Origin of the sequence: Pseudomonas sp. ES1, assembly GCF_050586605.1 — a bacterium.
In the GTDB taxonomy this organism is placed as follows: domain Bacteria; phylum Pseudomonadota; class Gammaproteobacteria; order Pseudomonadales; family Pseudomonadaceae; genus Aquipseudomonas; species Aquipseudomonas sichuanensis.
Genome location: NZ_JBOBDM010000026.1, coordinates 22,975 through 44,847 on the forward strand (window position 1 = coordinate 22,975; position 21,873 = coordinate 44,847).

Sequence of the window (21,873 nt, forward strand, 5' to 3'; positions counted from 1 at the left end):
AACAGCCAAGCCTAGATAGCCGCATTACTGCTCTTGATCTGCTCTTGATCTGTTTTTGCTTTTGCTTCTAAGCGCGCGATAGTCCAGGCAACACAAATTGCGACTTCAGGAGGCCGAGTGGAGGTGACTGCAGGGCCCTGGTGCGCAGCACCCTTCGGCGTAAGCCGAAGGCGCGAGATGTAGACTTGCGCAGCAAGTCGTAGGCCGCGCGGGCCCGGAAGGCACCGGAGCGAGGGGACCCCGAAGCGCAGCGTAGGGGCCGTATGATGGGAGCGGGCGGCTTTGGTTACTTTGGCCAAGACCAAAGTAACCCGCCGTAAGGGCGGAAAGGTGACTAAAAGTCGCCATCGCCGCCGAATGCGCATACATCTATCAAAACCAACACACTCAGACCCGAACGCCGAACGCCGAACGCCGAACGCCGAACGCCGAACGCCGAACGCCGAACGCGATCTAGCTCCGATAAGCCCGAACAAACACCTCAACCGCCTCCCGCACATGCACCTCCGCCTCATCCCCCGTCAGCGCCGGCGCACACCCGATCAACAACCGATAATCCGGCGCCCCCTTCACCAGACAGAAGAACTGCTCCGCCGCCCGTAACGGATTATCGATCCGCAGCAACCCCCGCTGGTCGATCCCGCGCAGCAGCGCCTCCATTCCCGCAACCACCCGCTTGGGCCCGGCCTCATAGAAGTAATGCCCGAACCCCGGATCCTGGCTGCTCAAGGCAATGATCAGGCGGCTGAGCTGGACCGACTCGTCCGCGCTGATCAGCGCCTGGAACCCACGGGCGATGTTCAGCAGCACATCCATCAGCGCCGCCCCTTCCGGGTACTCGAAGATCAAATCGGGCAATTGCGCCTGGCAGGTCGCCATGACCGCCGCGCCAAACAACGTCTGCTTGTCGGTGAAGTGGCTGTAGACCGTGAGTTTCGAAACACCTGCCGCCGCAGCGACCGCATCCATGCTGGTGTTGGCATAGCCAAGGCTGAGGAACAGCGACTTGGCGGCTTGGAGGATGGCCTCGCGCTTGGCCAGATCCTTGGGCCGGCCGGGGCCGATGGGTGCGTCAGTGGGCATGTGCAATCGTTACCTGCTGGAAAAGGTGACCATCTTACCGGGTCGTGGACGATCCGGCTGTAGCGTGCGTCGCACCGTTATTATGGTTTTTCTCTGGGTAGACCGCTTCCCGGCGCGGATGCGCTGACTTAATATACTCGCCAGTATAAATATTCGATGCGCCCCTCTGCCAAAGGTCCTTCATCATGTTGCGTCGTGCGTTGTCCCTTGCCTTGCCCGCTGCCCTCGTGCTGCTGGCCGCCTGCGGCCAGGAGGCCGCGCCACCTGCTGCGCCGCGCCCGGCCTTGGTGGTCCAGCCCCAGCCTGCGGGTGCGTCGGCAGACAGCTACCCTGGTGAGGTGCGTGCGCGCTTCGAGCCTGAGCTGGCGTTTCGCATCGGCGGCAAGGTGAGCAAACGCCTGGTGGAGGAGGGGCAGCGGGTCAAGGCCGAACAGGCGCTGGCCGAGCTCGATCCGCAAGACGTGCGCCTGCAACTGGAGGCCAACCGTGCCCAGGTAGCCGCTGCCGAAGCCAACCTGGCGCTGGTGCGCACCGAGCGCGAACGCTACCAGAAACTGCTCGACCGCCAGATGGTCAGCCATTCCCAATTCGATAACGCCGAAAACCTCTACCGTGCCGGCCTCGCTCGGCTGAAACAGGCCAGGGCCGAATTCGAGGTGGCCGGTAACCAGGCCGAGTACGCCGTGCTGCGCGCGCCCCAGGCCGGGGTGATCGCCAAGCGCCAGGTCGAAGTCGGCCAGGTGGTGGGCGCCGGGCAAACCGTGTTTACCCTGGCCGCCGACGGTGAGCGTGAAGTGGTGATCGGCCTGCCCGAGCAACAGTTCGCCCGCTTCAGCGTCGGCCAGGCCGTCAGCGTGGAGCTGTGGTCGCACCCCAACGCCCGGTTCGAAGGGCGTATCCGTGAGCTGTCGCCGGCCGCCGACCCGCGTTCGCGCACCTTTGCCGCACGTATCGCCTTCACCTCCGGCAACGCCCCGGCCGAACTCGGCCAAAGCGCGCGGGTGTTCATCGCCCACGCCGAACACGCGCCGCTGGCGGTGCCGCTCTCGGCGGTCAGCGCCGAAGCCGGGCAGGCCTATGTGTGGCGGGTCGGCAAGGACAACCGGCTGGAGCGCGCGGCGGTTCGCCTGGGGCCTTATGGCGCCGACAGCGTGCCGGTGCTCGAGGGCCTGCAGGCCAGCGACTGGGTGGTCGCCGCCGGCGGCCATGTGCTGCGCGAAGGGCAACAGGTGCGGCCTGTGGACCGCAGCAACCGAGACGTGAACCTGACGGCCAAGGAGTAAGTCCCGATGGGTTTCAACCTTTCCGCCTGGGCGCTGCGCAATCGCCAGATCGTACTGTTCCTGATGATCCTGCTGGCGGCTATTGGCGCCATGTCCTACACCAAGCTCGGGCAGAGCGAAGATCCGCCCTTCACCTTCAAGGCCATGGTCATCCGCACCTTGTGGCCGGGGGCGACTGCCGAAGAAGTGTCGCGCCAGGTCACCGAGCGCATCGAGAAGAAGCTGATGGAGACCGGCGAGTACGAGAAGATCGTCTCGTTCTCCCGGCCAGGTGAGTCCCAGGTCACCTTCATGGCTCGCGATTCGCTGCACTCCAAGGACATCCCCGAGCTGTGGTACCAGATCCGCAAAAAAGTCGCGGACATCAAGCACACCCTGCCGCCCGAGGCCCAGGGGCCGTTCTTCAATGATGAGTTCGGCACCACCTTCGGCAACATCTACGCGCTGACCGGTGAAGGCTTCGACTACGCGGTGCTCAAGGACTACGCCGACCGTATCCAGATCCAGCTGCAGCGGGTGAAGGATGTCGGCAAGGTCGAGCTGATCGGCCTGCAGGACGAGAAAATCTGGATCGAGCTGTCCAACGTCAAGCTGGCCACCCTGGGTGTGCCGCTGGCCGCGGTGCAGCAGGCACTGCGTGAGCAGAACGCGGTAAGTACCGCCGGCTTCTTCGAGACCCCCAGCGAGCGCCTGCAACTGCGGGTCAGCGGGCGTTTCGACAGTGTCGAGCAGATCCGCCAGTTCCCCATCCGCGTGGGCGACCGCACCTTCCGCATCGGTGACGTCGCCGAGGTGCAGCGTGGCTTCAACGACCCGCCCGCGCCGCGCATGCGCTTCATGGGCGAGGACGCCATCGGCCTTGCTGTGTCGATGAAGGACGGCGGTGACATCCTGGTGCTGGGCAAGGCCCTGGAGGGCGAGTTCGCCCGCCTGGCCGAGGGGTTGCCGGCAGGCATGCAGTTGCGCAAGGTGTCCGACCAGCCGGCAGCGGTGAAAGCCGGCGTTGGCGAGTTCGTCCAGGTGCTGGTCGAGGCGCTGGCCATCGTCTTGTTGGTGAGCTTCTTCTCCCTGGGCCTGCGCACCGGGCTGGTGGTGGCCCTGGCGATCCCGCTGGTGCTGGCCATGACCTTCGCCCTGATGCACTACTTCGGCATCGGCCTGCACAAGATCTCGCTGGGCGCGCTGGTGCTGGCGCTGGGCCTGCTGGTGGACGACGCGATCATTGCCGTGGAGATGATGGCGATCAAGATGGAGCAGGGCTACGACCGGCTCAAGGCGGCCAGTTACGCCTGGACCAGCACGGCCTTCCCGATGCTCACCGGCACCCTGATCACGGCAGCGGGCTTCCTGCCGATCGCCACGGCGGCGTCGAGCACCGGCGAGTACACCCGCTCGATCTTCCAGGTGGTGACCATCGCCCTGCTGACCTCGTGGGTGGCGGCGGTGGTGTTCGTGCCGTACCTGGGTGAACGTCTGCTGCCGGACCTGGCCAAGCTGCATGCGGCGCGCCATGGCAGTGACGGGCATGCGCCTGACCCCTACGCCACGCCGTTCTACCAGCGTGTGCGGCGGGTGGTGGAGTGGTGCGTGCGGCGGCGCAAGACAGTCATATTGCTGACCATCGCGGCGTTCGTCGGCAGCATCCTGCTGTTCCGCTTCGTGCCCCAGCAGTTCTTCCCGGCCTCCGGGCGGCCGGAGCTGATGGTCGACCTGAAGCTGGCCGAAGGGGCTTCGCTGAACAACACCGCCGAGCGGGTCAAACAGCTGGAAGCGCTGCTCAAGCAGCAGGACGGCATCGACAACTACGTGGCCTATGTCGGCACCGGCTCGCCACGCTTCTACCTGCCCCTGGACCAGCAACTGCCAGCCGCGAGCTTCGCCCAGTTCGTGGTGCTGGCCAAATCGCTGGAAGACCGTGAGCGCCTGCGCAGCTGGCTGATCGCAACCCTCGATGAGCAATTCCCCGAGCTGCGTTCGCGGGTCACCCGCCTGGAGAACGGCCCGCCCGTGGGCTACCCGGTGCAGTTCCGCATCACCGGCGAGCATATCGAGAAGGTCCGTGCCCTGGCCCGCGAGGTGGCGGCCAAGGTGCGCGAGAACCCCCATGTGGTCAACGTCCACCTGGACTGGGAGGAGCCGAGCAAGGCGGTGTACCTGGACATCGACCAGGACCGCGCCCGCGCCCTGGGGGTGAGCACCGCGCACTTGTCGAGTTTCCTGCAGAGCTCGCTGACCGGCAGCACCGTCAGCCAGTACCGCGAAGACAACGAACTGATCGAGATCCTCTTGCGCGGCACCCCTGAAGAACGCCGTGAACTGGGCAACCTCGGCAGCCTGGCGCTGCCCACCGACAACGGCCCGAGCGTGGCGCTGTCGCAGGTGGCCACGCTGGAGTATGGCTTCGAGGAAGGCATCATCTGGCACCGCAATCGCCTGCCAACGGTGACCGTGCGTGCCGACATCTACGACAAGGAACAGCCGGCCACGCTGGTGAAACAGATCCAGCCGACCCTGCAGCAGATCAAGGCCGAACTGCCGGCCGGCTATCTGCTGGAAGTCGGCGGCACGGTGGAGGACTCCGAGCGCGGCCAGCGTTCGGTGAATGCCGGCATGCCGCTGTTCATCGTGGTGGTGTTGAGCCTGTTGATGATCCAGCTGCGCAGCTTCTCGCGGATGTTCATGGTGTTCCTCACCGCGCCTTTGGGGCTGATCGGCGTGACCTTGTTCCTGCTGGTGTTCCGCCAGCCGTTCGGTTTCGTCGCGATGCTCGGCACCATCGCCCTGGCGGGCATGATCATGCGCAACTCGGTGATCCTGGTGGACCAGATCGAGCAGGACATTGCCGCCGGGATGGAGCGCTGGCAGGCGATCATCGAGGCCACGGTGCGGCGCTTCCGGCCGATCGTGCTGACCGCGCTGGCGGCGGTGCTGGCGATGATTCCGTTGTCGCGCAGTGTGTTCTACGGGCCGATGGCGGTGGCGATCATGGGTGGTTTGATCGTGGCCACGGTACTGACGCTGCTGTTCCTGCCGGCGTTGTATGCAGCGTGGTTCAGGGTGAGGAAGGACTGAGTCTCGCAGAGAACTCTGATAGCGCGGCCCTGTGGGAGCGGCTTTAGCCGCGAAGCAGACGACGCGGTGGATGGCACCGGCTTTGCCGGTGTTCGTGGCACAAGGCCGCTCCTACAGGCAAGCGCGAACCCCTGCAGGAGCGGCCTTGTGCCGCGAATGGGCTGCGAAGCAGCCCTGGGGATTTCAGATCAGAATCACAGCGCGCCGAACACCTTCTTGGCCAGGCTGGTAGCAGCCCCGGCCGGGTTCTGGCGAATGCTTTCTTCCTGTTTGCCGATCATTTCGAACAGACCGTCCAGCGCCTTCTCGGTCACATAGTTTTCGATGTTGGCGTCATCCTTGATCAGCCCCAGGCCCTTGGCCTGCCCGGCGAAGCTGTTGTACTGCTGGGCCAGGCCGACCTTGTCGGTGGCCTGTTTGACGATCGGCAGGAACTTGGCGCGGATCTGCTCGCGGCTGCTCTTGTTCAGGTACTGGGTAGCCGAATCCTGACCACCGCTGAGGATGCCCTTGGCATCGGTCACGGTCATCTTCTTCACCGCATCCACGAGGATCGCCTGGGCCTGTGGCACGGCCGCTTCGGCAGCCTTGTTCATGCCGGCTTCCAGGGCGTCCACCTGATCACCCTTGCCGAACATCTTCATGGCCTTGGCGGCCTTGCCGAGGTTGCCTGGCAGCTCGATGCGCACGTCAGGGTTGTTGCTGAAACCGCCCGGGGTGCTCAGTTGCTTGACAGCGATCTGCGTGCCTTGGGTGAGGGCGTCCTTGAGGCCGCCGCTGGCGTCACTTTGCGACAGGTCGCCCAGCGACAGGGCCATGGCACTGGCCGACAGCAGCACGCCGGCACACAGGGTGGTGAAGCGCAGGGAGGTGCGGATCATGGATATTTCCTTATGGGCAATGAGGGGCGGGGGCTCAGCGGACCGGGTCGACCTTGATCCGCACCGGCTGCTGGTCGCTGCCGTCGAGCATCACGCCATAGTGTTCGGTGTTGATGAACAGCAGCTTGCCGTCCAGTTCGATGCGCGCGCTCACCGCGTAGCGGTGGCCGGGCTTGATCTGGGCCGGGTCGTAGGTCAGGTGGAAGGGCAGTGGCACGTTGCCTTTGACCGGGCCGTTCTGGCTGGCCAGGGTGACCGCCGGGGCGTCCATCAGCGACACGTCCTGCAGGGCCACGTTCAGGGTGGCGGCTGGCGGCAGGGCGATGCGCTGCAGGTAGAAAACTTCGCCATCGAGGCTGGCGTGGTTCGACGGGGTGTTGCTGGAGCATGCTGCAAGCAGGGTGGCGCAGCACAGGGTGAAGAGCTTTTTCATGGTATCTCCGGTGTACATGGCGCTGGCTTGTGGCCAACACCGGGGACTTTAGCGGATTTTTGCCTGGTATGCGGCTTTCGATATGGGGCCGCTGTGCGCCCCATCGCCGGCAAGCCGGCTCCCACAGGAGTCATCACCCCTTGTGGGAGCCGGCTTGCCGGCGAAGGGCTGCGCAGCGGCCCCGGGCGCACCAAGGCCAGTTCACTCGGAGGGCGCAGGCTCCGGTGTTTCATCGCGGTGCAGCGCCACCTGGCGAATCGACAAACGCAACTCCGCCGACAGCACACGCTTGGCCACGCCTTCGGCCAGTTCGGCCAGTTTGTCGTGGTAACCCAGCTTGCCGTTGCCGTCGGGGCGCAGCACCCCTTCGCGCACCAAAGTCTGGATAAAGTGGCGGAACAGGGTCTTGTCGAAGAACTCCGGGGCGTTCAGCCCATGCAGGATCGACAGGCGCTGGGCCATCATCACGCAAAGCGCCTCCAGTTCTTCGGCAGTCAGCGTGTGCTGCCCGCTGTTGAGCAGCAACGAGGTGGCCATGTAGAAGCGCTGCAGGGTCTGGGTGATGGTGCGCGCCAGCAGCGTCAGCAGCACGAACTGCCGCGAGCTGGGGGCCGGGCGCAGGTACACGCCGTTCTCCAAGCGCAGCAGGCCTTGCTCGACCAGCGCCGCCAGCCACTGGTCGATGACCTCGTCCAGTTGCTCGGGTGCCCAACGCAGGAACAGTTCGGCCTGCAGGTACGGGTACAGCGCCTTGACGTACTGCCCGACCAGCTCGCGGCTCATGCGCGAGCTGCTGAGGAAGAAGCTCGCCAGCAGTGCCGGCAGGGCGAAGATGTGCAGGACGTTGTTGCGGTAGTAGGTCATCAGCACCGCGTTGGCTTCGTCCAGATACAGGATGCGGCCCAGCGCGTCCTTCTGCTCGGCCAGCAGGTCCATGCCCAGCACATGCTTGATCAGCGCACTGCCGTCGCCCTCGGGCAAGGTGGTGTGGGGCGAGTAGGGCACCTGGCGCAGCAAGGCCAGGTACAGGTCGAGCACACGGGTCAGGGCGCGCTCATCGAGGGCCATACGGCTGGTCGACAGCAGCGCCAGGGCCACCAGGTTGACCGGGTTGACCGCCGCCGCCTCGTTGAGGTGGCGGGCCACAGTTTCGCCCAGGCGCGTGGTGGTGTCGTTGAGCCAGTCCGGGCGAAACTGCGGGGCCAGTGACTGCTCGCGCCAACCGGGCTGCTGCTGGTCGAGGAAACCGGCCAGGCGGATCGGTTCGCCGAAGTTGACGTACACCTGGCCAAAGCGCTGCCTGAGGGCACCGAAGACCTTGAAGATGTCGAAGATCGACTCTTTCTTCTTGCTCGCGCCACGCAGTTCACCCAGGTAGGTGCGGCCTTCCAGCACCCGCTCATAGCCGATGTACACCGGCACGAACACGATCGGTGTACGCGACGAGCGCAGGAAACTGCGCAGGGTGATCGCCAGCATGCCGGTGCGTGGCTGCAGCATGCGCCCGGTGCGCGAACGCCCGCCCTCGACGAAGTACTCCACCGGGAAACCCTTGGTGAACAGGGTGTGCAGGTATTCGTTGAACACCGCGGTGTACAGCGGGTTGCCCTTGAAGGTGCGGCGCATGAAGAAGGCGCCGCCGCGACGCAGCAGGCCGCCGATCACCGGCATGTTGAGGTTGATGCCGGCGGCGATGTGCGGTGGTGTCAGGCCATTGCGGAACAGCAGGTAGGACAGCAGCAGGTAGTCGATGTGGCTGCGGTGGCAGGGCACGTAGATCACTTCGTGGCCCGGGGCGATGCCCTGCACCTGCTCGATGTGGTTGACCTTGATGCCGTCGTAGATCTTGTTCCAGAACCAGCTGAGCACCACTTCGAGGAAGCGGATCGCGGTGTAGGTGTAGTCCGAGGCGATCTCGTTGCCGTAGTGCAGCGCCTTGGCCTCTGCCTTGGTGTAGGGGATCTTCTCGCGCTCGGCCTCGTCGCTGATGGCCTGGCGCACCAGTGGGTCGTGCATCAGGCCCTTGACCAGGTTGCGGCGGTGCGAGATGTCCGGGCCGATCACCGCGGTCTTGAGGTTGCGAAAATGCACGCGCATCAGCCGCTGGGCCATGCGTACGGTGCGCTCATGGCCTTTGTTGTGGCCCACCAGCTCGCGCAGGTGGATAGGCGCGGAGAACTGCACCCGGGTCTTGCGCCCCAGAATGAGGATGCTCAGCAGCCGGCGCAGGCGCCCGGTGACCGCCCAGCTATCGGCGAACAGCAGTTTCCAGGGGCTCGACTCGCTGGCTGGGGTCTGGCCCCAGAACACGCTGACCGGGATGATCTGCGCGTCCTCCTCGGCATGCTGGCTGATCGCCGCGACCAGGCGCTCCAGGGTCGGTGGCGCGCCACGTTTGTCCTGGCGGCCGAGCCAGTCCGGGTCGGGGGTCAGGTAGAAGAACCCGGCAGGCTCCTGCAGCGGGCCGACCGCCACCGGCAATACCGGGCGGGGCAGCCCCGCCTTGGTGCATTCGTGGTCGATCACCGCCAGGTCGGTCAGCGAGGGCGAGGGCAGGGCGTAGAACACCGGGCGGCTGCGGTCGAGCTTGAGGGTCAGCGAGGACTGGTTGATGGTCTCGGAGCGCACCCATAGGTACAGCACGCGGCGCAGGGCGCCGAAGATCAGGCGGCGCAGGGGGGAACGGGTCATGGGGTAGGTGCCCTGGGTGAGATGTTTCGGTGTTTTTCAGGACGTTAGTCTGCCGTATCTGCGTAAGTTCAGCAAAAATCGGCAAAAATCAGGGCTGTAATGAATTTTTTTTGTTCCCTGTCATATACTCGGCCTGCCGCTTGCTTACTATTTGAGCAAGCTGCGACGGCAGGGGCGGTGAGCCCATGCCAGCAAGGCGATCTTCAAAATAAAAATCCGGAGTAGTGCAGATGTCGTCTCGTGAGACTGGGAATGTGAAGTGGTTCAACGATGCCAAAGGTTATGGCTTCATTCAGCGCGACGGTGGTGCGGATGTGTTCGTCCACTATCGGGCTATCCGCGGTGAGGGGCATCGCACCCTGGTCGAAGGGCAGCAGGTGGAGTACGCACTCGTGCAGGGCCAGAAAGGCCTGCAGGCTGAAGACGTCGTCGGTCTCTGACCGCCGCCGCAAGCGGTAAGCTTCAAGCTGCAAGCTGTCCGTGGAGCTTGCAGCCTGATGCGATCGAACTTGAAGCTTGCAACTCGTAGCTTGCAGCTTCAGTGTGTGCGCCAGGTGATTTCCTCTTCGCCGTCGGCGCTGATGCGGATCCAGCGATCGGCATCTTCTTCCCCTTGTTCCTCTGTCCAGCTACCCGGTGCACAACGTACTTCGACGTTGAGCGCGGCGAACGCCGCGTGGGCGCAGGCGATGTCATCGGCCCATGGGGTCTGGTCGCTTTCCAGCAGCAGGCTGTTCCATTTCCCCACAGCCTTCGGTAACCAGGTGACCGGAATGTTACCGGCCATGCACTTGAAGGTCTGGCCTTTCTGCTTCCATTCGCTGCACGGGCCCAAGGCCTCGGCCAGCCAGGCGGCGATCTGCTGGTGATCGACGTCGGCGTCCTTCAGGTAAATCTCGATATCGGGTTGGCGCATAAGGGGCTCCGGGGTGTGCTCAGGCTTGGCGCACGAAATAGTCATAACGCATGGAAACCGTGACCTCGAACGGCTCGGGCTGGTCGATCACCCGGGCGCGTTTCTCGGCGCTGGCGCGCCAGCCGTGCGGGGTCATGGCCAGCAGGTCGGCACGGGCCTGGGGCTCGGCCAGGCTCAGGCGGAATTCGAGCACTTCACCGTGGGCGTGGGCCATGCCCTCGGGGACCAGGACCAGGTGCTTGTCATCGGCGTAGGGGCGTACTTCATCGTAGAGCACCTCGCGCAGTTCCATCAGGTGGCCGCTGGTCGGGCCGACCCGCATCAGGCCGCCGCCGGGGGCCAGCAGGCGCCGGGCCTCGTCCCAGTCGAGCGGGCTGAACACGCTGGCGATGAAGCCGCAGCTGGCGTCCTGCAGGGGCACGCGGGCCATGCTGGCGACCATCCAGGTGACTTGCGGGGCGCGTCGGCAGGCACGCTTGACCGCCTCGCGGGAGATGTCCAGGGCGTAACCCTCGGCCTGTGGCAGCGCCTCGGCCAGCTGGGCGGTGTAGTAACCCTCGCCGCAGCCGATGTCCAGCCAGGTGCCTGGCTGGCGCTCGGCGGCCAGTTGCGCCAGGCGGCGGGCCACCGGCGCATAGTGGCCGGCGTCGAGGAAGCCGCGGCGGGCTTCGACCATGGCCTGGTTGTCGCCGGGGTCGCGGCTGTTCTTGTGCTGCACTGGCAGCAGGTTCAGGTAGCCCTGGCGGGCACGGTCAAAACGGTGGCCGGCGGCGCAGGCCACCCCGTTGTCGAGCCGCGCCAGGGGCGCCTGGCAGAGTGGGCAGGCGAGCATCAGGCGAGCAACCGCACCAGGGTTTGGTAGTAGATCTCGGTCAGCAGGTCGAGGTCGCTGGCCAGGATGCGCTCGTCCACCTGGTGGATGGTGGCGTTGACCGGGCCGAGCTCGACCACCTGGGTGCCCATGGTGGCGATGAAGCGGCCATCGGAGGTGCCGCCGCTGGTGGACGGCTGGGTTTCGCGGCCGGTGACCGTCTTGATGCTCGAGGCGACCGCGTCAAGCAGCTCGCCCGGCTCGGTCAGGAATGGCAGGCCCGACAGCGCCCAGTCGATCGACCACTCCAGCTGATGCTTGTCGAGGATCGCCGCGACGCGCTGTTGCAGGCCTTCGACGGTCGACTCGGTGGAGAAGCGGAAGTTGAACAGCGCGGTCAGTTCGCCCGGGACCACGTTGGTGGCACCGGTGCCCGAGTTGAGGTTGGAGATCTGGAAGCTGGTCGGCGGGAAGAACGCGTTGCCCTCGTCCCAGTGCTCGGCGGCCAGTTCCGCCAGGGCCGGTGCGGCCAGGTGGATCGGGTTGCGCGCCAGGTGCGGGTAGGCCACGTGGCCTTGCTTGCCGCGTATGGTCAGCTTGGCGCCGAGGGAGCCACGGCGGCCGTTCTTGACCACATCGCCGAGCAGAGTGGTGCTCGACGGTTCGCCGACGATGCACCAGTCCAGGCGCTCGTTGCGCGCCTTGAGCAGCTCGACCACGGCCTTGGTGCCATGGTGCGCCGGGCCTTCTTCGTCGCTGGTGATCAGGAAGGCGACCTTGCCACGGTGGTTCGGGTAGTCCTGCACGAAGCGTTCGCTGGCCACCACCATGGACGCCAGGCTGCCCTTCATGTCGGCGGCGCCACGGCCGCAGAGCATGCCGTCGGCATCGATCAGCGCCTCGAACGGCTCATGCTGCCATTGCTGCACCGGGCCGGTGGGCACTACGTCGGTGTGGCCGGCGAAGCACAGCACTGGGCCGTCCTGGGTACCGTGGGTGGCCCAGAAATTGTCGACGTCTTCGAAACGCATCGGCTCGAGCTGGAAGCCGACGGCGCCCAGGCGGTTCATCATTTGCGCCTGGCAGTCGGCGTCGACCGGGGTGACCGAGGGGCGGCGGATCAGGTCGCAGGCCAGTTGAAGGGTGGGCGAGAGCTCGGCGGGGGCCGTCATGGGGGAACTCCGAAGGCAAGGCAAGGCGGGCATTGAGGGGCGATAGTCTAAAGCAAAAAGTGTCGGATCTGTGGGGCAGGTGGGAATCGGAGCTTGGGAAAAGATGACGTTTCGGTAGGAGATTTCTCGAAGTCGCTGGGAAATTGCCAGTGATGTGGGCAAGAGCCAGATCCCTACCATGGGCCCTGCATCACAACTCTTCCCTTGACCCGCTTGATCGGACAACACAATGAACAAATACGCTCCTCTGCTTGCTTTGTGCGCAACCCTGTTCGGCAGTGCTTCTGCCCTGGCTGCCTCCTCCACCGATGTCAGCGTCACCGGCATGATCACGCCGGCAGCCTGTACCCCTTCGCTGAGCGGGGCGGGTAGCTTCGACTTCGGCAAGATCTCGGCGCAGGATCTGAACCAGGACAAGACCACGCGATTCGACTCGGCCATGCAGCGCTTTACGGTGTCGTGCAGTGCGCCCACCCGTTTTGCGGTCGATGGTATCGACAACCGCCCAGGAACTGCCCACATGAACAATTCCATCTACTACGGGCTGGGCTTGAACGGTACCGAGAAGATCGGTGGCTTTTCGATGGGCATTCAGCCAACCGGCCTCAATGCTGACGGTGATACCAACGTGACTCGCATGCGCTCCATCAATGGCAGCGCCTGGATGGCGGTCAACAGCGGTCCCGTCAATATTTCCAGCCGAGGTGTGGGCGCCGCGAACGTTCTGTATGGCTTTGCCGTGCAGGGCGCAAGTGAACCCAGCCCGATCAGCACGCTGTCGGCGGACTTGCAGGTAGTCATGCAGGTAGTCAAAGCCAGTGACCTGACCCTGACTGACGAGATCAATTTCGACGGTTCGGCCAGCATCGAGTTGACCTACCTCTGATCATGCGGGTGGGCGGCAAGCGATTGCTGTCCGCCCGCAGTTGGCTCGTTTGCCGCTCAGGGAGAGCATTCCATGAAGCCTGTCAGTCTGCTTTTGCTGTTGCCGTGCCTGTCTTCGCTGACCGTGGCCTTCGCCCAGTCCACCACCGACGTCAGCGTCATCGGCACGATCACCCCGGCAGCGTGCGTTCCTTCGCTCAGCGGCGATGGCGCATTCCACTACGGCAAGATCGGCTCGATCGAACTGCATCCGGTGCACCGCACCCAGTTCGTCTCGGGCCGGCAGCAGTTGTCGATCAGTTGCCTGGCACCTACGCGCTTCGCCCTGCGGGGCGTGGATGGACGGGCGGGGACCGCGGAGTGGCCGGTGCACGACCGCCACTTCGGTCTGGGCATGAACGATATCCAGAAGGTCGGCACCTACTTCGTGCTGTTCAAGTCCGAGGGTCTGGCGATCGATGGTGACCCCCGGGTCACCCGCCTGCGCAGCGGCGACAACGGCATCAGCTGGCAAGTGGTGCCCACCGCCGACAGTCCGTTGCCCAACGATGGCGGTGCCGGCTTGATCGGTTTCGCCTTGGGTAACAGCAGCGAGCCCAGCGCGATCCGCAGGCTGGACGCTTTGCTCGAGGTGGACATGCACCTGGCGCCGGGCGAGTCGCTGACCCTGACCGACGAAGTGCTGATCGACGGTGCCGCCACCCTGGAAGTGTCTTACCTCTGAAGTTTCTCGAGCCTTCCGGCCCTCGCAGTCCCTGAGCCGCACCAAGACGGCAGGGGAGGGCCTTTTTCCCTCTCTTCATTTCACCCGGTTGCCCGCGGGCGGCCGGCTCACGCCTGGAGTTTGCCGTGCAAATGATCCCTCGCTGCCTGTCCCGGCCCTTGTTGGCTGGCCTGCTGGTCTTGTCTGCCTCCTCGCTCGCATGGGCCGACGGCATGATCCCGGAGACCTCCGTGGTCATCGTCAACGAAGCGGACGGTGAAGCGTCCATCAAGGTGCGCAACAGCGACAATGCCACCGCCTTGTTGCACGTCACCCTGCAGGATGTGCCTGAGGACACCGAGCCCTTGCTGTTCCTGTCGCAGCCCGTTTGGCGGGTAGAGTCCGGCAAGGAGCAACTGGTGCGCTTCATCCTGCGTGGCGAGAAACCCTTGGCCACCCAGCGCCTGAAACGGGTGATTTTCGAGGGTATTCCCCAGTCGCCGGAAGCCAAGGCCCAGGGCCTGGCCAAGGTCGGCGTCAGCGTGCGCCAGAACCTGCCGGTGATCATCCACCCCAAGGGCCTGGCACCCAACCGTGCGCCCTGGACCGAGCTGCAGTGGCGCCTGGCCGATGGCAAGTTGAGCGTGCATAACGGCTCGCCCTACGTGGTACGCCTGGCGCAGGAATTGAAACTGCTGCCTAGCGGCCAGGCGGCGCGTTTGCCACGCAGCTACGTGCTGCCGGGCGATACGCTGGAAATCGCCTTCGACGGCGGCCTGCAAGGCGCGCCGGACAAGGTCCGCTCGTACCCGGCGACGGTCTACGGCTTTGCCGTGGACGCCCATGAAGCCCCTTTGCAGGCGGGTGGTGCCTGAGATGCGTGGGCAAATCGCCGGCCCTTGCGCCGGTCTGTTGGCGCTTGCCGTGGCCCAGGCTCTGGCCGCACAACCCGTGGCTTTCGATGCCGAGATGCTGCGCCTGCGCGGCATCGACCCGAGCCTGGTGGCCTACTTGAGTGAAGCGGCGCGTTTTCCACCCGGCTCCCACCGGGTGAACCTGATCGTCAACGATCAGCCTCGCGGGCGAGTCGAGGCGCGTTTCGATGCCGCCGGCCAGTTGTGTTTCGACCAGCGCCTGCTCGATGCGGCCCGCTTGCAACTGCGTGAAGGCAACGCAGGTGAGCAGGCTGGTTGCGGGGACTTTCTCGAGCAGTACAGCCAGACCCAGATCAGCCTCGATCCACAGGCCGAACGCGTCAGCCTGGTGGTGCCGACTCAGGCCTTGCGCCCCGTCGAGACGGCTCAGGACTTGTCGGCTTACCACACCGGCGGCATGGCCGGCATTCTCAACTACGAACTGTCGGGGTTGCGCAATCGCTTCGAAGGGCGCGACAGCGATTACTGGTCGGCCAGTACCGAACTGGGCTTCAACGCCGGAGACTGGATCGTGCGCAGCCACCAGATCCACACCGCAGTGGATGGCATGCGCCGTAGCGAATTCCTCGACGCCTACGCTCAGCGGACCTTCGCCGAACTGGGCACGGTGTTCCAGGCGGGGCAGATCAACCTGGTCAACCCGGTGTTGGCCGGGGCGCGGGTCGATGGCCTGCAATTGAGCACCGAGCAGGCGCTGGACGGCCCCGCGCGGCGTGGCGCGATCGAAGGCATCGCCCAGAGCCAGGCGCGGGTCGAGGTGCGCCAGGCGGGCGCGCTGATCTACTCCACCGTGGTGCCTGCCGGGCCCTTCGCGCTGGGCGACCTGCCGCACCTGGACCGCCTCACCGACCTTGACGTGACGGTGATCGAAGCCGATGGCATGCAGCGCAGTTTCACGGTGCCGGCGGCCATGGTGGCCTTGGACATACCCGCTCCGGGTTTCAACCTGGGCGTGGGGCGCGTGCGGGAAAACGCCGATGTCGCCGCCGACCCCTGGGTGCTCAGCGCAGGCTGGACCCAAGGCCTGAGCCCGGTCACCACCCTGAGCAGCGGCGTGCTGATGGCCAGCGAATACGAGGCGGCCGGCGTGGGTGTGGGCTTGCAACCTTGGTTGGGCTCGCAGGTGCAGTGGATGATCCAGGCGGCCAGGGCGCGTGAGTCGGACTCGCGCGGGCTGCAGAGCCAGGTATCGTTTTCCCAGCAACTCACCCCGCAGTGGGCCATCAATGGTGCTTATACCCAGCAGACCGAAGGCTACCGTGACCTGCTGGACAGCTTTGCCCGTGACGACGATGCCTTCGTATCGAGTCGCTTCAAGCACCAGTACAGCTTCGGCCTATCGTGGGCCCAGCCTTGGGTCGGCAGCCTCAGCGGCGGTTTTTCCCGGGCTGCGCTGCATGACGGCAGCGAATCCAGCCGCGCCTATGCCTCCTGGGGGCGGCGTTTCGCAGAGGTGTCGTTGTCGGCCAGCATGGAGTGGAACCTGGGGGGCAGCAGCAACCTGGGCAATGCCGCCTACGTCAGTGTGAGCATGCCGTTGGGGCGTGACCGTCGCTTGCGCGCTTCGCTGCGCGAGAGCGGCGGCGACAGCCGCCTGGGCCTGTCGATGCAGGAACGGGTCAGTGACACCCTGAGCTACCGCCTGGGCGCCGAGCGCGACAGCCGCGACCGGCTGGTGGACCTGAATGCCGGCCTCTCGGCCTTGCCACGCTACACCCAGGTGGACGTCAACTACGCCGGTTACGGCAAGGGCAACCGCAGTATCGGCCTGGGCATGCGCGGCGGTGTGGCGATGCACGGCGAAGGCGTGACCTTCTCGCCCTACGCGGTGCAGGACACCTTTGCCCTGGTGTCGGTGGGCCAGTTGTCCGGGGTGAAGCTCGATACACCGGCCGGGCCGACGTGGACCGACGGCGATGGCCAGGCGTTGGTGGCGCAACTGACCCCTTATGGCAGCAGCACCGTGGAAGTGCAGCCACGTTCGTTGCCGCGCAACGTCGATCTGGACAACGCTGTCGAGTTGGTCCAGGCCGGGCGCGGCGCAGTGCCACGCATCGATTTTCGCGTGACCAGCACGCGCCGGGCATTGCTGCAGGCCCGCGACCAGGCCGGCGAGCCCTTGCCGGGCGGCGCCATGGTTACCGATGGCGAGGGGCAGTTCGTCACGCTGGTGCAGGAGGGCGGGCTGGTGTTCGTCCATGGCCTGCAGGAGGCCCGACGGCTTTGGGTCAACCCGGTCGATGGCCCTGCGTGCGAACTGCAATTCAGCCTGCCGCAACAAGCGGATCTGGACGCCTATTTCGAATCCACCACGGCCCTGTGCCGCATCCCTTGATGGAGCCAGCCATGCGCTCGTTTCGATGTTTCATTCCGGCATTGCTCGCCGCCGTCGGCCTGTTACCGGCAGTCGGCCAGGCCGATGACTGCCAGGTAAGCCTCAGCCAGCCCCAGGCGGATTTCGGCCGCTTCAACCGCACCACCCTCATCAAGCATGCGCAAGAACTCGAATTGGGCATGCGCAGTGTTGGCCTGACCGTGACCTGCGCACAGGCCCAGGATGTGTCGCTGTTCTTCCGTGCTGCGCAGCACAGCGGCACAAGATTCGCCCTTGGTGAGCAGGGCAGTTTCGCCTTGCGTCTGGACCAGGCGCTGCTCGATGGCGCACCGGTGGAGCTGGGCCGGTTCAGCGCACCCAGGCAGGCGCCGCAGGCCAGTGGCAGGGCGCTGGACTGGTTGCCGCAGACCTGGCTGGCGCCCCTGCATGCCGGGCAGGCCGTGCCGGGGCGGGTGTTCAGCGCCCGCCTGGAGGTAAAGGGCTGGGGCGTACCGGCGATGCTGGGCGTGACCGATGCGCTATCGCTGCGCGCGGCAGGCCAGGTTGAGGCCGCTGGCGGCAAGGGCCACCTCGATGTAATGGCGGCCATCGCACCCGTAGCCTGTACCCCGCAACTGGGCAATGGCGGGGTGGTGGACTTTGGCCGTATTCCCGCCCGGCAGCTGGCGCAGGAGGCCGGCAGCCGTTGGCAGCGAAGCGTATCGCTGAGCGTACGTTGCGATGCGCCAACCCGTTTCGCCTTGAGCGCCCGTGACAACCGCTCATCCAGCGTGAGGCCCTTCCCGGGGCTGGTCGACCCCGCGCTGCTGTTCGGTGTGGGCCGGACCCGCGCGGGGCAGGCGCTGGGCGCCTATGCAGTGTCGTTCGACAGTGTGCTCGCTGACGGGGCTTCGGTGTCGGCGCTGCAGGCCCCGTTCGGCGCGCTGCAATGGCTGTCGCCCAGTGGCCCGGCCTACCTGGCGCCTGACCGCCGCCTGCTCGGCTTCGCCCCGGGCAATGCACGCCAGGCAGGCCCCACGGCGATGACCCAACTCAACGCCAGCCTCGCCGTCGAGCTGTTCCTGCCGGCGGCCGGCGCCCTGACCCTGGACGAGGAGGCGCCCATCGATGGTGCCGCGACCCTTGAAATCATCTACCTCTAGCCACCACGACTCAAAGGAAGCAAACACCATGAAACCCCAAGCCCTGACGATGCTGGCCCTGCTGATCGCACCCTGGGCTCATGCCCAATCGACCATCGAACTGAACGTGCGCGGCAGTGTGACCCCCGCCTCCTGTACGCCGGCACTGACCAGCGGCGGGGTGGTGGATTTCGGCCGTATCTCGGTGCAGGACCTGAGCAAGACCCAGCGTACGATGCTCAAGCCCCGTCCCATCGGTTTGAGCATCAGTTGCGACGCGGCCACCCGCTTTGCCCTGCGCATGCGCGACAACCGCGACGGCAGCGCCCTGGTGAACAGTGGCATCTATTACGGCCTGGGGCTGGACAAGCGCGGCAACCGCATCGGCCTGTACGAGGTGCAGTTCGACCCACGGCGCATCCAGGCCGATGCCCTCACCCAGGTCTATATCACCGACTCCACCTCCGGCGGGCGTGGCTGGCATGCGGCTGACCTGCAGGTAGACCGGATCGGCAGCAACGACATGCTGTTGGGGTTCAGTGACACGCTTGGCAGCAGCGCCGGCCCGGTGCCGATCCGCGACCTCACCGCGACCTTGATGGTGCAGGTGGTGGTGGCGCCGACCGAAACGCTGGATACCAGCGACGTCATCGCCTTTGACGGGGAGGGGACAATGGAGGTGGTGTACCTGTAAACGCTGGCGCCGATACCGTGCAAAGGTACCGGCGCCTGAGCTTCAGGCCTGGCCGGCGGTGGCCGGTTGGCTGGCCTCGGCAGGCTTGGGCAGCGACGACAGGAAGGCCATGATCAACGCCGCCAGGTACGGCAGCGACTGCACCAGCAGCATGGCTACCCAGAAGCGCATGTCCGAGCTGGGCAGGCCCTGCACCAGGTAGATGCCGCCGGCTGCGCCCCACAGCAGGAGCATGATGAACAGTTCTTCCCGCGCTTCGGAAATTGCCACCAGCAGGCCATGGCTGTCGGCGTTCTTCGGCGTGCGGAAAAACGGCATGCTGCTGGTGAAGAAGCCGTACAGCACCGCTTTGGCGATGGTGTGCGACAGCGCCAGGCCCGCCAGGGCGGCAGCGAAGGCATCCTTCAGGTTCACCCCCACCGCACGGCGGTAGAGGAACACGATCTTGCCGACCTTGAAGAAGAACAGCGCCAGCGGCGGAATGGCGAACATCATCAACGGCGGGTCGACCCGGTGCGGCACGATGATCATCGCTGCCGACCACAACAGCGCGCCGACGGTAAAGAAGATGTTCATGCCATCGGCGATCCACGGCAGCCAACCGGCCAGGAAGTGATAGCGCTGGCCGCGGGTCAGCTCGCTGTCCTTGCCGCGCAGCAGGGCGCTGGCATGGTGCTTGATGATCTGGATGGCGCCGTAGGCCCAGCGGAAGCGCTGCTTCTTGAAGTCGATGAAGGTGTCGGGCATCAGGCCCTTGCCGTAGCTGTTGTGGGCGTAGGCGGCCGACAGGCCTTTCTCGAACACCCGCAGGCCCAGCTCGGCATCCTCGCAGATGCACCATTCGGCCCAGCCCAGCTCTTCGAGCACCGAGCGCCGGGTCATGGTCATGGTGCCGTGCTGGATGATCGCGTCACGGTCGTTGCGGGTGACCATGCCGATGTGGAAGAAGCCCTTGTACTCGCTGTAGCACAGCTTCTTGAAGGCGCTTTCGTGCTGGTCGCGGTAGTCCTGGGGCGACTGCACCACGGCGATCTTCGGGTCGGCGAAGTGCGGCACCATGTGCTTGAGCCAGTTGCGGTCGACGCAGTAGTCCGAGTCGATCACCGCGATCACCTCGGCGTCCTTGGCGGTATGCGGGATCAGGTAGTTGAGCGCGCCGCCCTTGAAGCCGGCCAGGGGCGCGACGTGGAAGAACTTGAAGCGCTCGCCGAGCTTTTCACAGTGGGCCTTGAGCGGCTCCCACACGGCCGGGTCCTTGGTGTTGTTGTCGATCACCAGCACTTCGTAGTCGGGGTAGTCCAGTGCGGCGAGGGCGTCGAGGGTTTGTTTGACCATTTCGGGCGGCTCGTTGTAGCACGGCACATGCACCGACACTTTCGGGCGATAGGCGCTGTCGGCGTGCACTGGCAGGAATTCGCGCCTGCGCTTGTGCGTCCACACGGCTTCGGCCAGTTCATGGGCCTCGGTCAGCAGCACGATGAACACACCCAGCGCGCCCAGTGCCAGCAGCACGCCCACGGTCATGCTGAACCAGGTGCTGTACTGCTGGCTGTAGTCGTAGGCGATCCACACCAGCACCGACCCGCACAGGAAGGTGATGAAGGTCAGAAAGGTGCGCCCGCGCTGGCGCAGCGCCGAGCCATCGATGAACAGCACCATGAGCGCGATCATCGCCAGCACCACCGAGGCCACGGCCAGGGCGCGCCATTGCGGGATGGCGACGATCGGGCCTTCGAAGTTGAACTTCTGCTGGCGCTCGGCGTTGAACACGCCCCAGTACGCGCCCACCGAGCCTTCGTCGCTGGCCTTCCACGGCTGGTCATAGGCTTCGATGACGAAGTAGTTGTAGCCGCGGCGGTTGAGGGTATTGACCAGGGTGCGCAGATAGATGGCCTGGTCGGCCTGGGTGGCGTCGGCGCCGCCGCGCATACGGCCATTGCTCGGCCAGCCGACCTCCGAGAGCAGCAGCGGCTTGCGCGGGAACTGCTTGCGCAACTCGCGGGCGCGGTCGAGGACGAACTGCACCGAGTCCTTCATCGGCACGAACTCCCAGTACGGCAGGATGTGCGCGGCGATCAGGTCGACATGCTTGGCAAGTTCGGGGTGTTCCTTCCAGATGTGCCACTGCTCGCTGGTGGTCACCGGCACTTTCACGGCCTTGCGCACCCGGTCGAGGTAGGCGATCAGCTCCTCGGGGGTAACTTCTTCGCGGAACAGCGCTTCGTTGCCCACCACCACCCGCACCACGCTGCGGGAGGTATTGGCAAGGCCGATGGCTTTTTCGATCTCACGCTCGTTGCGTTCCAGGTCCTTGCTGATCCAGATGCCCAGGGTAACCCGCAGGCCCAGTTCCTCGGCCAGCCGCGGCACCTCGGCCTGGGTGCCTTCGACGGTATAGATGCGGATGTTGTCGGTCAGCTTGTTCAGCTGCTCCAGGTCCTGGCGAATCTCGTCCTCGGTCGGGTACTGGCCCTTTTGCGGGCTTTCACCGAGGCGGAACGGCGAATAGGAAAAACCGGAGATCTGCTCCGGCCAGGCAGGGGCGGATACCGGGCGGTTGATGAGCGCCCAGAACCCGGTGAACAGCGCGGCGATGGCCAGGACCACCACCAGGTTGAGGCCGAATTTGCGTGATGACATAAGGGGTCGAGGTTCCGAAGCTGAGGGCGGGGCGGAGTCTTCGGTGCGTCGGTCCTACGCTTACCGAAGAAGGCAATCCGTTGGATTTTCGACAGAGGATGAAGTTCTGTGCCCGCCTGATTGTCGTCCAGATCTTTTTGTCTGATAGGACATTAAAGCAGGCTTGGTAGGACACTGGCCAACGGCAGCCCTTAATCCAGGCGCTTGGCTTATACTGC

Annotated in this window: 17 protein-coding genes; 9 read left to right on the top strand and 8 right to left on the bottom strand. The window is 65.2% G+C overall.

Going from position 1 to position 21,873, the window contains the following annotated elements; translation table 11 throughout:
* Positions 1–453 precede the first annotated feature (453 nt).
* Positions 454–1,083 carry a TetR/AcrR family transcriptional regulator gene (locus tag ACQ4N9_RS12930; protein WP_110992449.1) on the bottom strand — a complete coding sequence of 210 codons (630 nt, stop codon included), beginning with the start codon at positions 1,081–1,083 and terminating at the stop codon, positions 454–456.
* 185 nt (positions 1,084–1,268) lie between these two features.
* On the opposite strand from ACQ4N9_RS12930, the gene ACQ4N9_RS12935 reads away from it, so the two are divergent.
* Together ACQ4N9_RS12935 and ACQ4N9_RS12940 are read left to right on the top strand one after the other, a co-directional pair.
* Positions 1,269–2,366, top strand: coding sequence for an efflux RND transporter periplasmic adaptor subunit (locus ACQ4N9_RS12935; protein WP_390968085.1), 1,098 nt, complete (start codon positions 1,269–1,271; stop codon positions 2,364–2,366).
* Positions 2,367–2,372: 6 nt separating this feature from the next.
* Entirely contained in the window at positions 2,373–5,438 is a 3,066-nt protein-coding gene (locus ACQ4N9_RS12940) for an efflux RND transporter permease subunit (RefSeq protein WP_390968084.1), read from the top strand.
* Between the two features lie 194 nt (positions 5,439–5,632).
* On the opposite strand, the gene ACQ4N9_RS12945 is transcribed toward ACQ4N9_RS12940, so the two are convergent.
* From ACQ4N9_RS12945 to plsB, 3 genes are all read right to left on the bottom strand, one after another.
* Complete coding sequence (locus ACQ4N9_RS12945) at positions 5,633–6,319, bottom strand: DUF4197 domain-containing protein (RefSeq protein WP_390968083.1); 687 nt, start codon at positions 6,317–6,319, stop codon at positions 5,633–5,635.
* Between the two features lie 34 nt (positions 6,320–6,353).
* Positions 6,354–6,752: a YbaY family lipoprotein gene (locus ACQ4N9_RS12950; protein ID WP_390968082.1), complete on the bottom strand. Its 399-nt coding sequence runs from the start codon at positions 6,750–6,752 to the stop codon at positions 6,354–6,356.
* Between the two features lie 201 nt (positions 6,753–6,953).
* Positions 6,954–9,443 carry a glycerol-3-phosphate 1-O-acyltransferase PlsB gene (plsB, locus tag ACQ4N9_RS12955; protein WP_390968081.1) on the bottom strand — a complete coding sequence of 830 codons (2,490 nt, stop codon included), beginning with the start codon at positions 9,441–9,443 and terminating at the stop codon, positions 6,954–6,956.
* Positions 9,444–9,673: 230 nt separating this feature from the next.
* Here plsB and ACQ4N9_RS12960 point away from each other — a divergent pair, with 230 nt between their 5' ends.
* Complete coding sequence (locus tag ACQ4N9_RS12960) at positions 9,674–9,883, top strand: cold-shock protein (protein WP_110992443.1); 210 nt, start codon at positions 9,674–9,676, stop codon at positions 9,881–9,883.
* Positions 9,884–9,981: 98 nt separating this feature from the next.
* On the opposite strand, the gene ACQ4N9_RS12965 is transcribed toward ACQ4N9_RS12960, so the two are convergent.
* The 3 genes from ACQ4N9_RS12965 to dapE are packed head-to-tail and all read right to left on the bottom strand — an operon-like array spanning position 9,982 to position 12,342.
* The gene (locus ACQ4N9_RS12965; protein WP_390968080.1) at positions 9,982–10,359 is read right to left on the bottom strand and encodes a hypothetical protein; all 378 of its coding nucleotides are present in this window, start codon (positions 10,357–10,359) and stop codon (positions 9,982–9,984) included.
* Between the two features lie 19 nt (positions 10,360–10,378).
* Positions 10,379–11,191, bottom strand: coding sequence for a putative RNA methyltransferase (locus tag ACQ4N9_RS12970; RefSeq protein WP_390968079.1), 813 nt, complete (start codon positions 11,189–11,191; stop codon positions 10,379–10,381).
* Complete coding sequence (dapE, locus tag ACQ4N9_RS12975) at positions 11,191–12,342, bottom strand: succinyl-diaminopimelate desuccinylase (protein WP_390968078.1); 1,152 nt, start codon at positions 12,340–12,342, stop codon at positions 11,191–11,193. The genes ACQ4N9_RS12970 and dapE overlap by 1 nt, the downstream gene beginning before the upstream one ends.
* Before the next feature lie 229 nt (positions 12,343–12,571).
* Here dapE and ACQ4N9_RS12980 point away from each other — a divergent pair, with 229 nt between their 5' ends.
* From ACQ4N9_RS12980 to ACQ4N9_RS13005, 6 genes are all read left to right on the top strand, one after another.
* Positions 12,572–13,228, top strand: coding sequence for a DUF1120 domain-containing protein (locus tag ACQ4N9_RS12980; protein ID WP_390968077.1), 657 nt, complete (start codon positions 12,572–12,574; stop codon positions 13,226–13,228).
* 72 nt (positions 13,229–13,300) lie between these two features.
* On the top strand, positions 13,301–13,951 hold the full coding sequence (locus ACQ4N9_RS12985) for a DUF1120 domain-containing protein (RefSeq protein WP_390968076.1): 651 nt from the start codon (positions 13,301–13,303) through the stop codon (positions 13,949–13,951).
* 131 nt (positions 13,952–14,082) lie between these two features.
* Positions 14,083–14,805: a fimbria/pilus chaperone family protein gene (locus tag ACQ4N9_RS12990; RefSeq protein WP_390968090.1), complete on the top strand. Its 723-nt coding sequence runs from the start codon at positions 14,083–14,085 to the stop codon at positions 14,803–14,805.
* A gap of 1 nt (position 14,806) precedes the next feature.
* Positions 14,807–17,200, top strand: coding sequence for a fimbria/pilus outer membrane usher protein (locus ACQ4N9_RS12995; protein ID WP_390968075.1), 2,394 nt, complete (start codon positions 14,807–14,809; stop codon positions 17,198–17,200).
* Positions 17,201–17,211: 11 nt separating this feature from the next.
* Positions 17,212–18,342, top strand: coding sequence for a DUF1120 domain-containing protein (locus tag ACQ4N9_RS13000; protein WP_390968074.1), 1,131 nt, complete (start codon positions 17,212–17,214; stop codon positions 18,340–18,342).
* 28 nt (positions 18,343–18,370) lie between these two features.
* Positions 18,371–19,015 (top strand): DUF1120 domain-containing protein, encoded by a 645-nt coding sequence (locus ACQ4N9_RS13005; RefSeq protein ID WP_390968073.1) that lies wholly within the window; start codon positions 18,371–18,373, stop codon positions 19,013–19,015.
* 42 nt (positions 19,016–19,057) lie between these two features.
* On the opposite strand, the gene ACQ4N9_RS13010 is transcribed toward ACQ4N9_RS13005, so the two are convergent.
* Positions 19,058–21,655, bottom strand: coding sequence for a glycosyltransferase (locus ACQ4N9_RS13010; protein ID WP_390968072.1), 2,598 nt, complete (start codon positions 21,653–21,655; stop codon positions 19,058–19,060).
* Positions 21,656–21,873 lie beyond the last annotated feature (218 nt).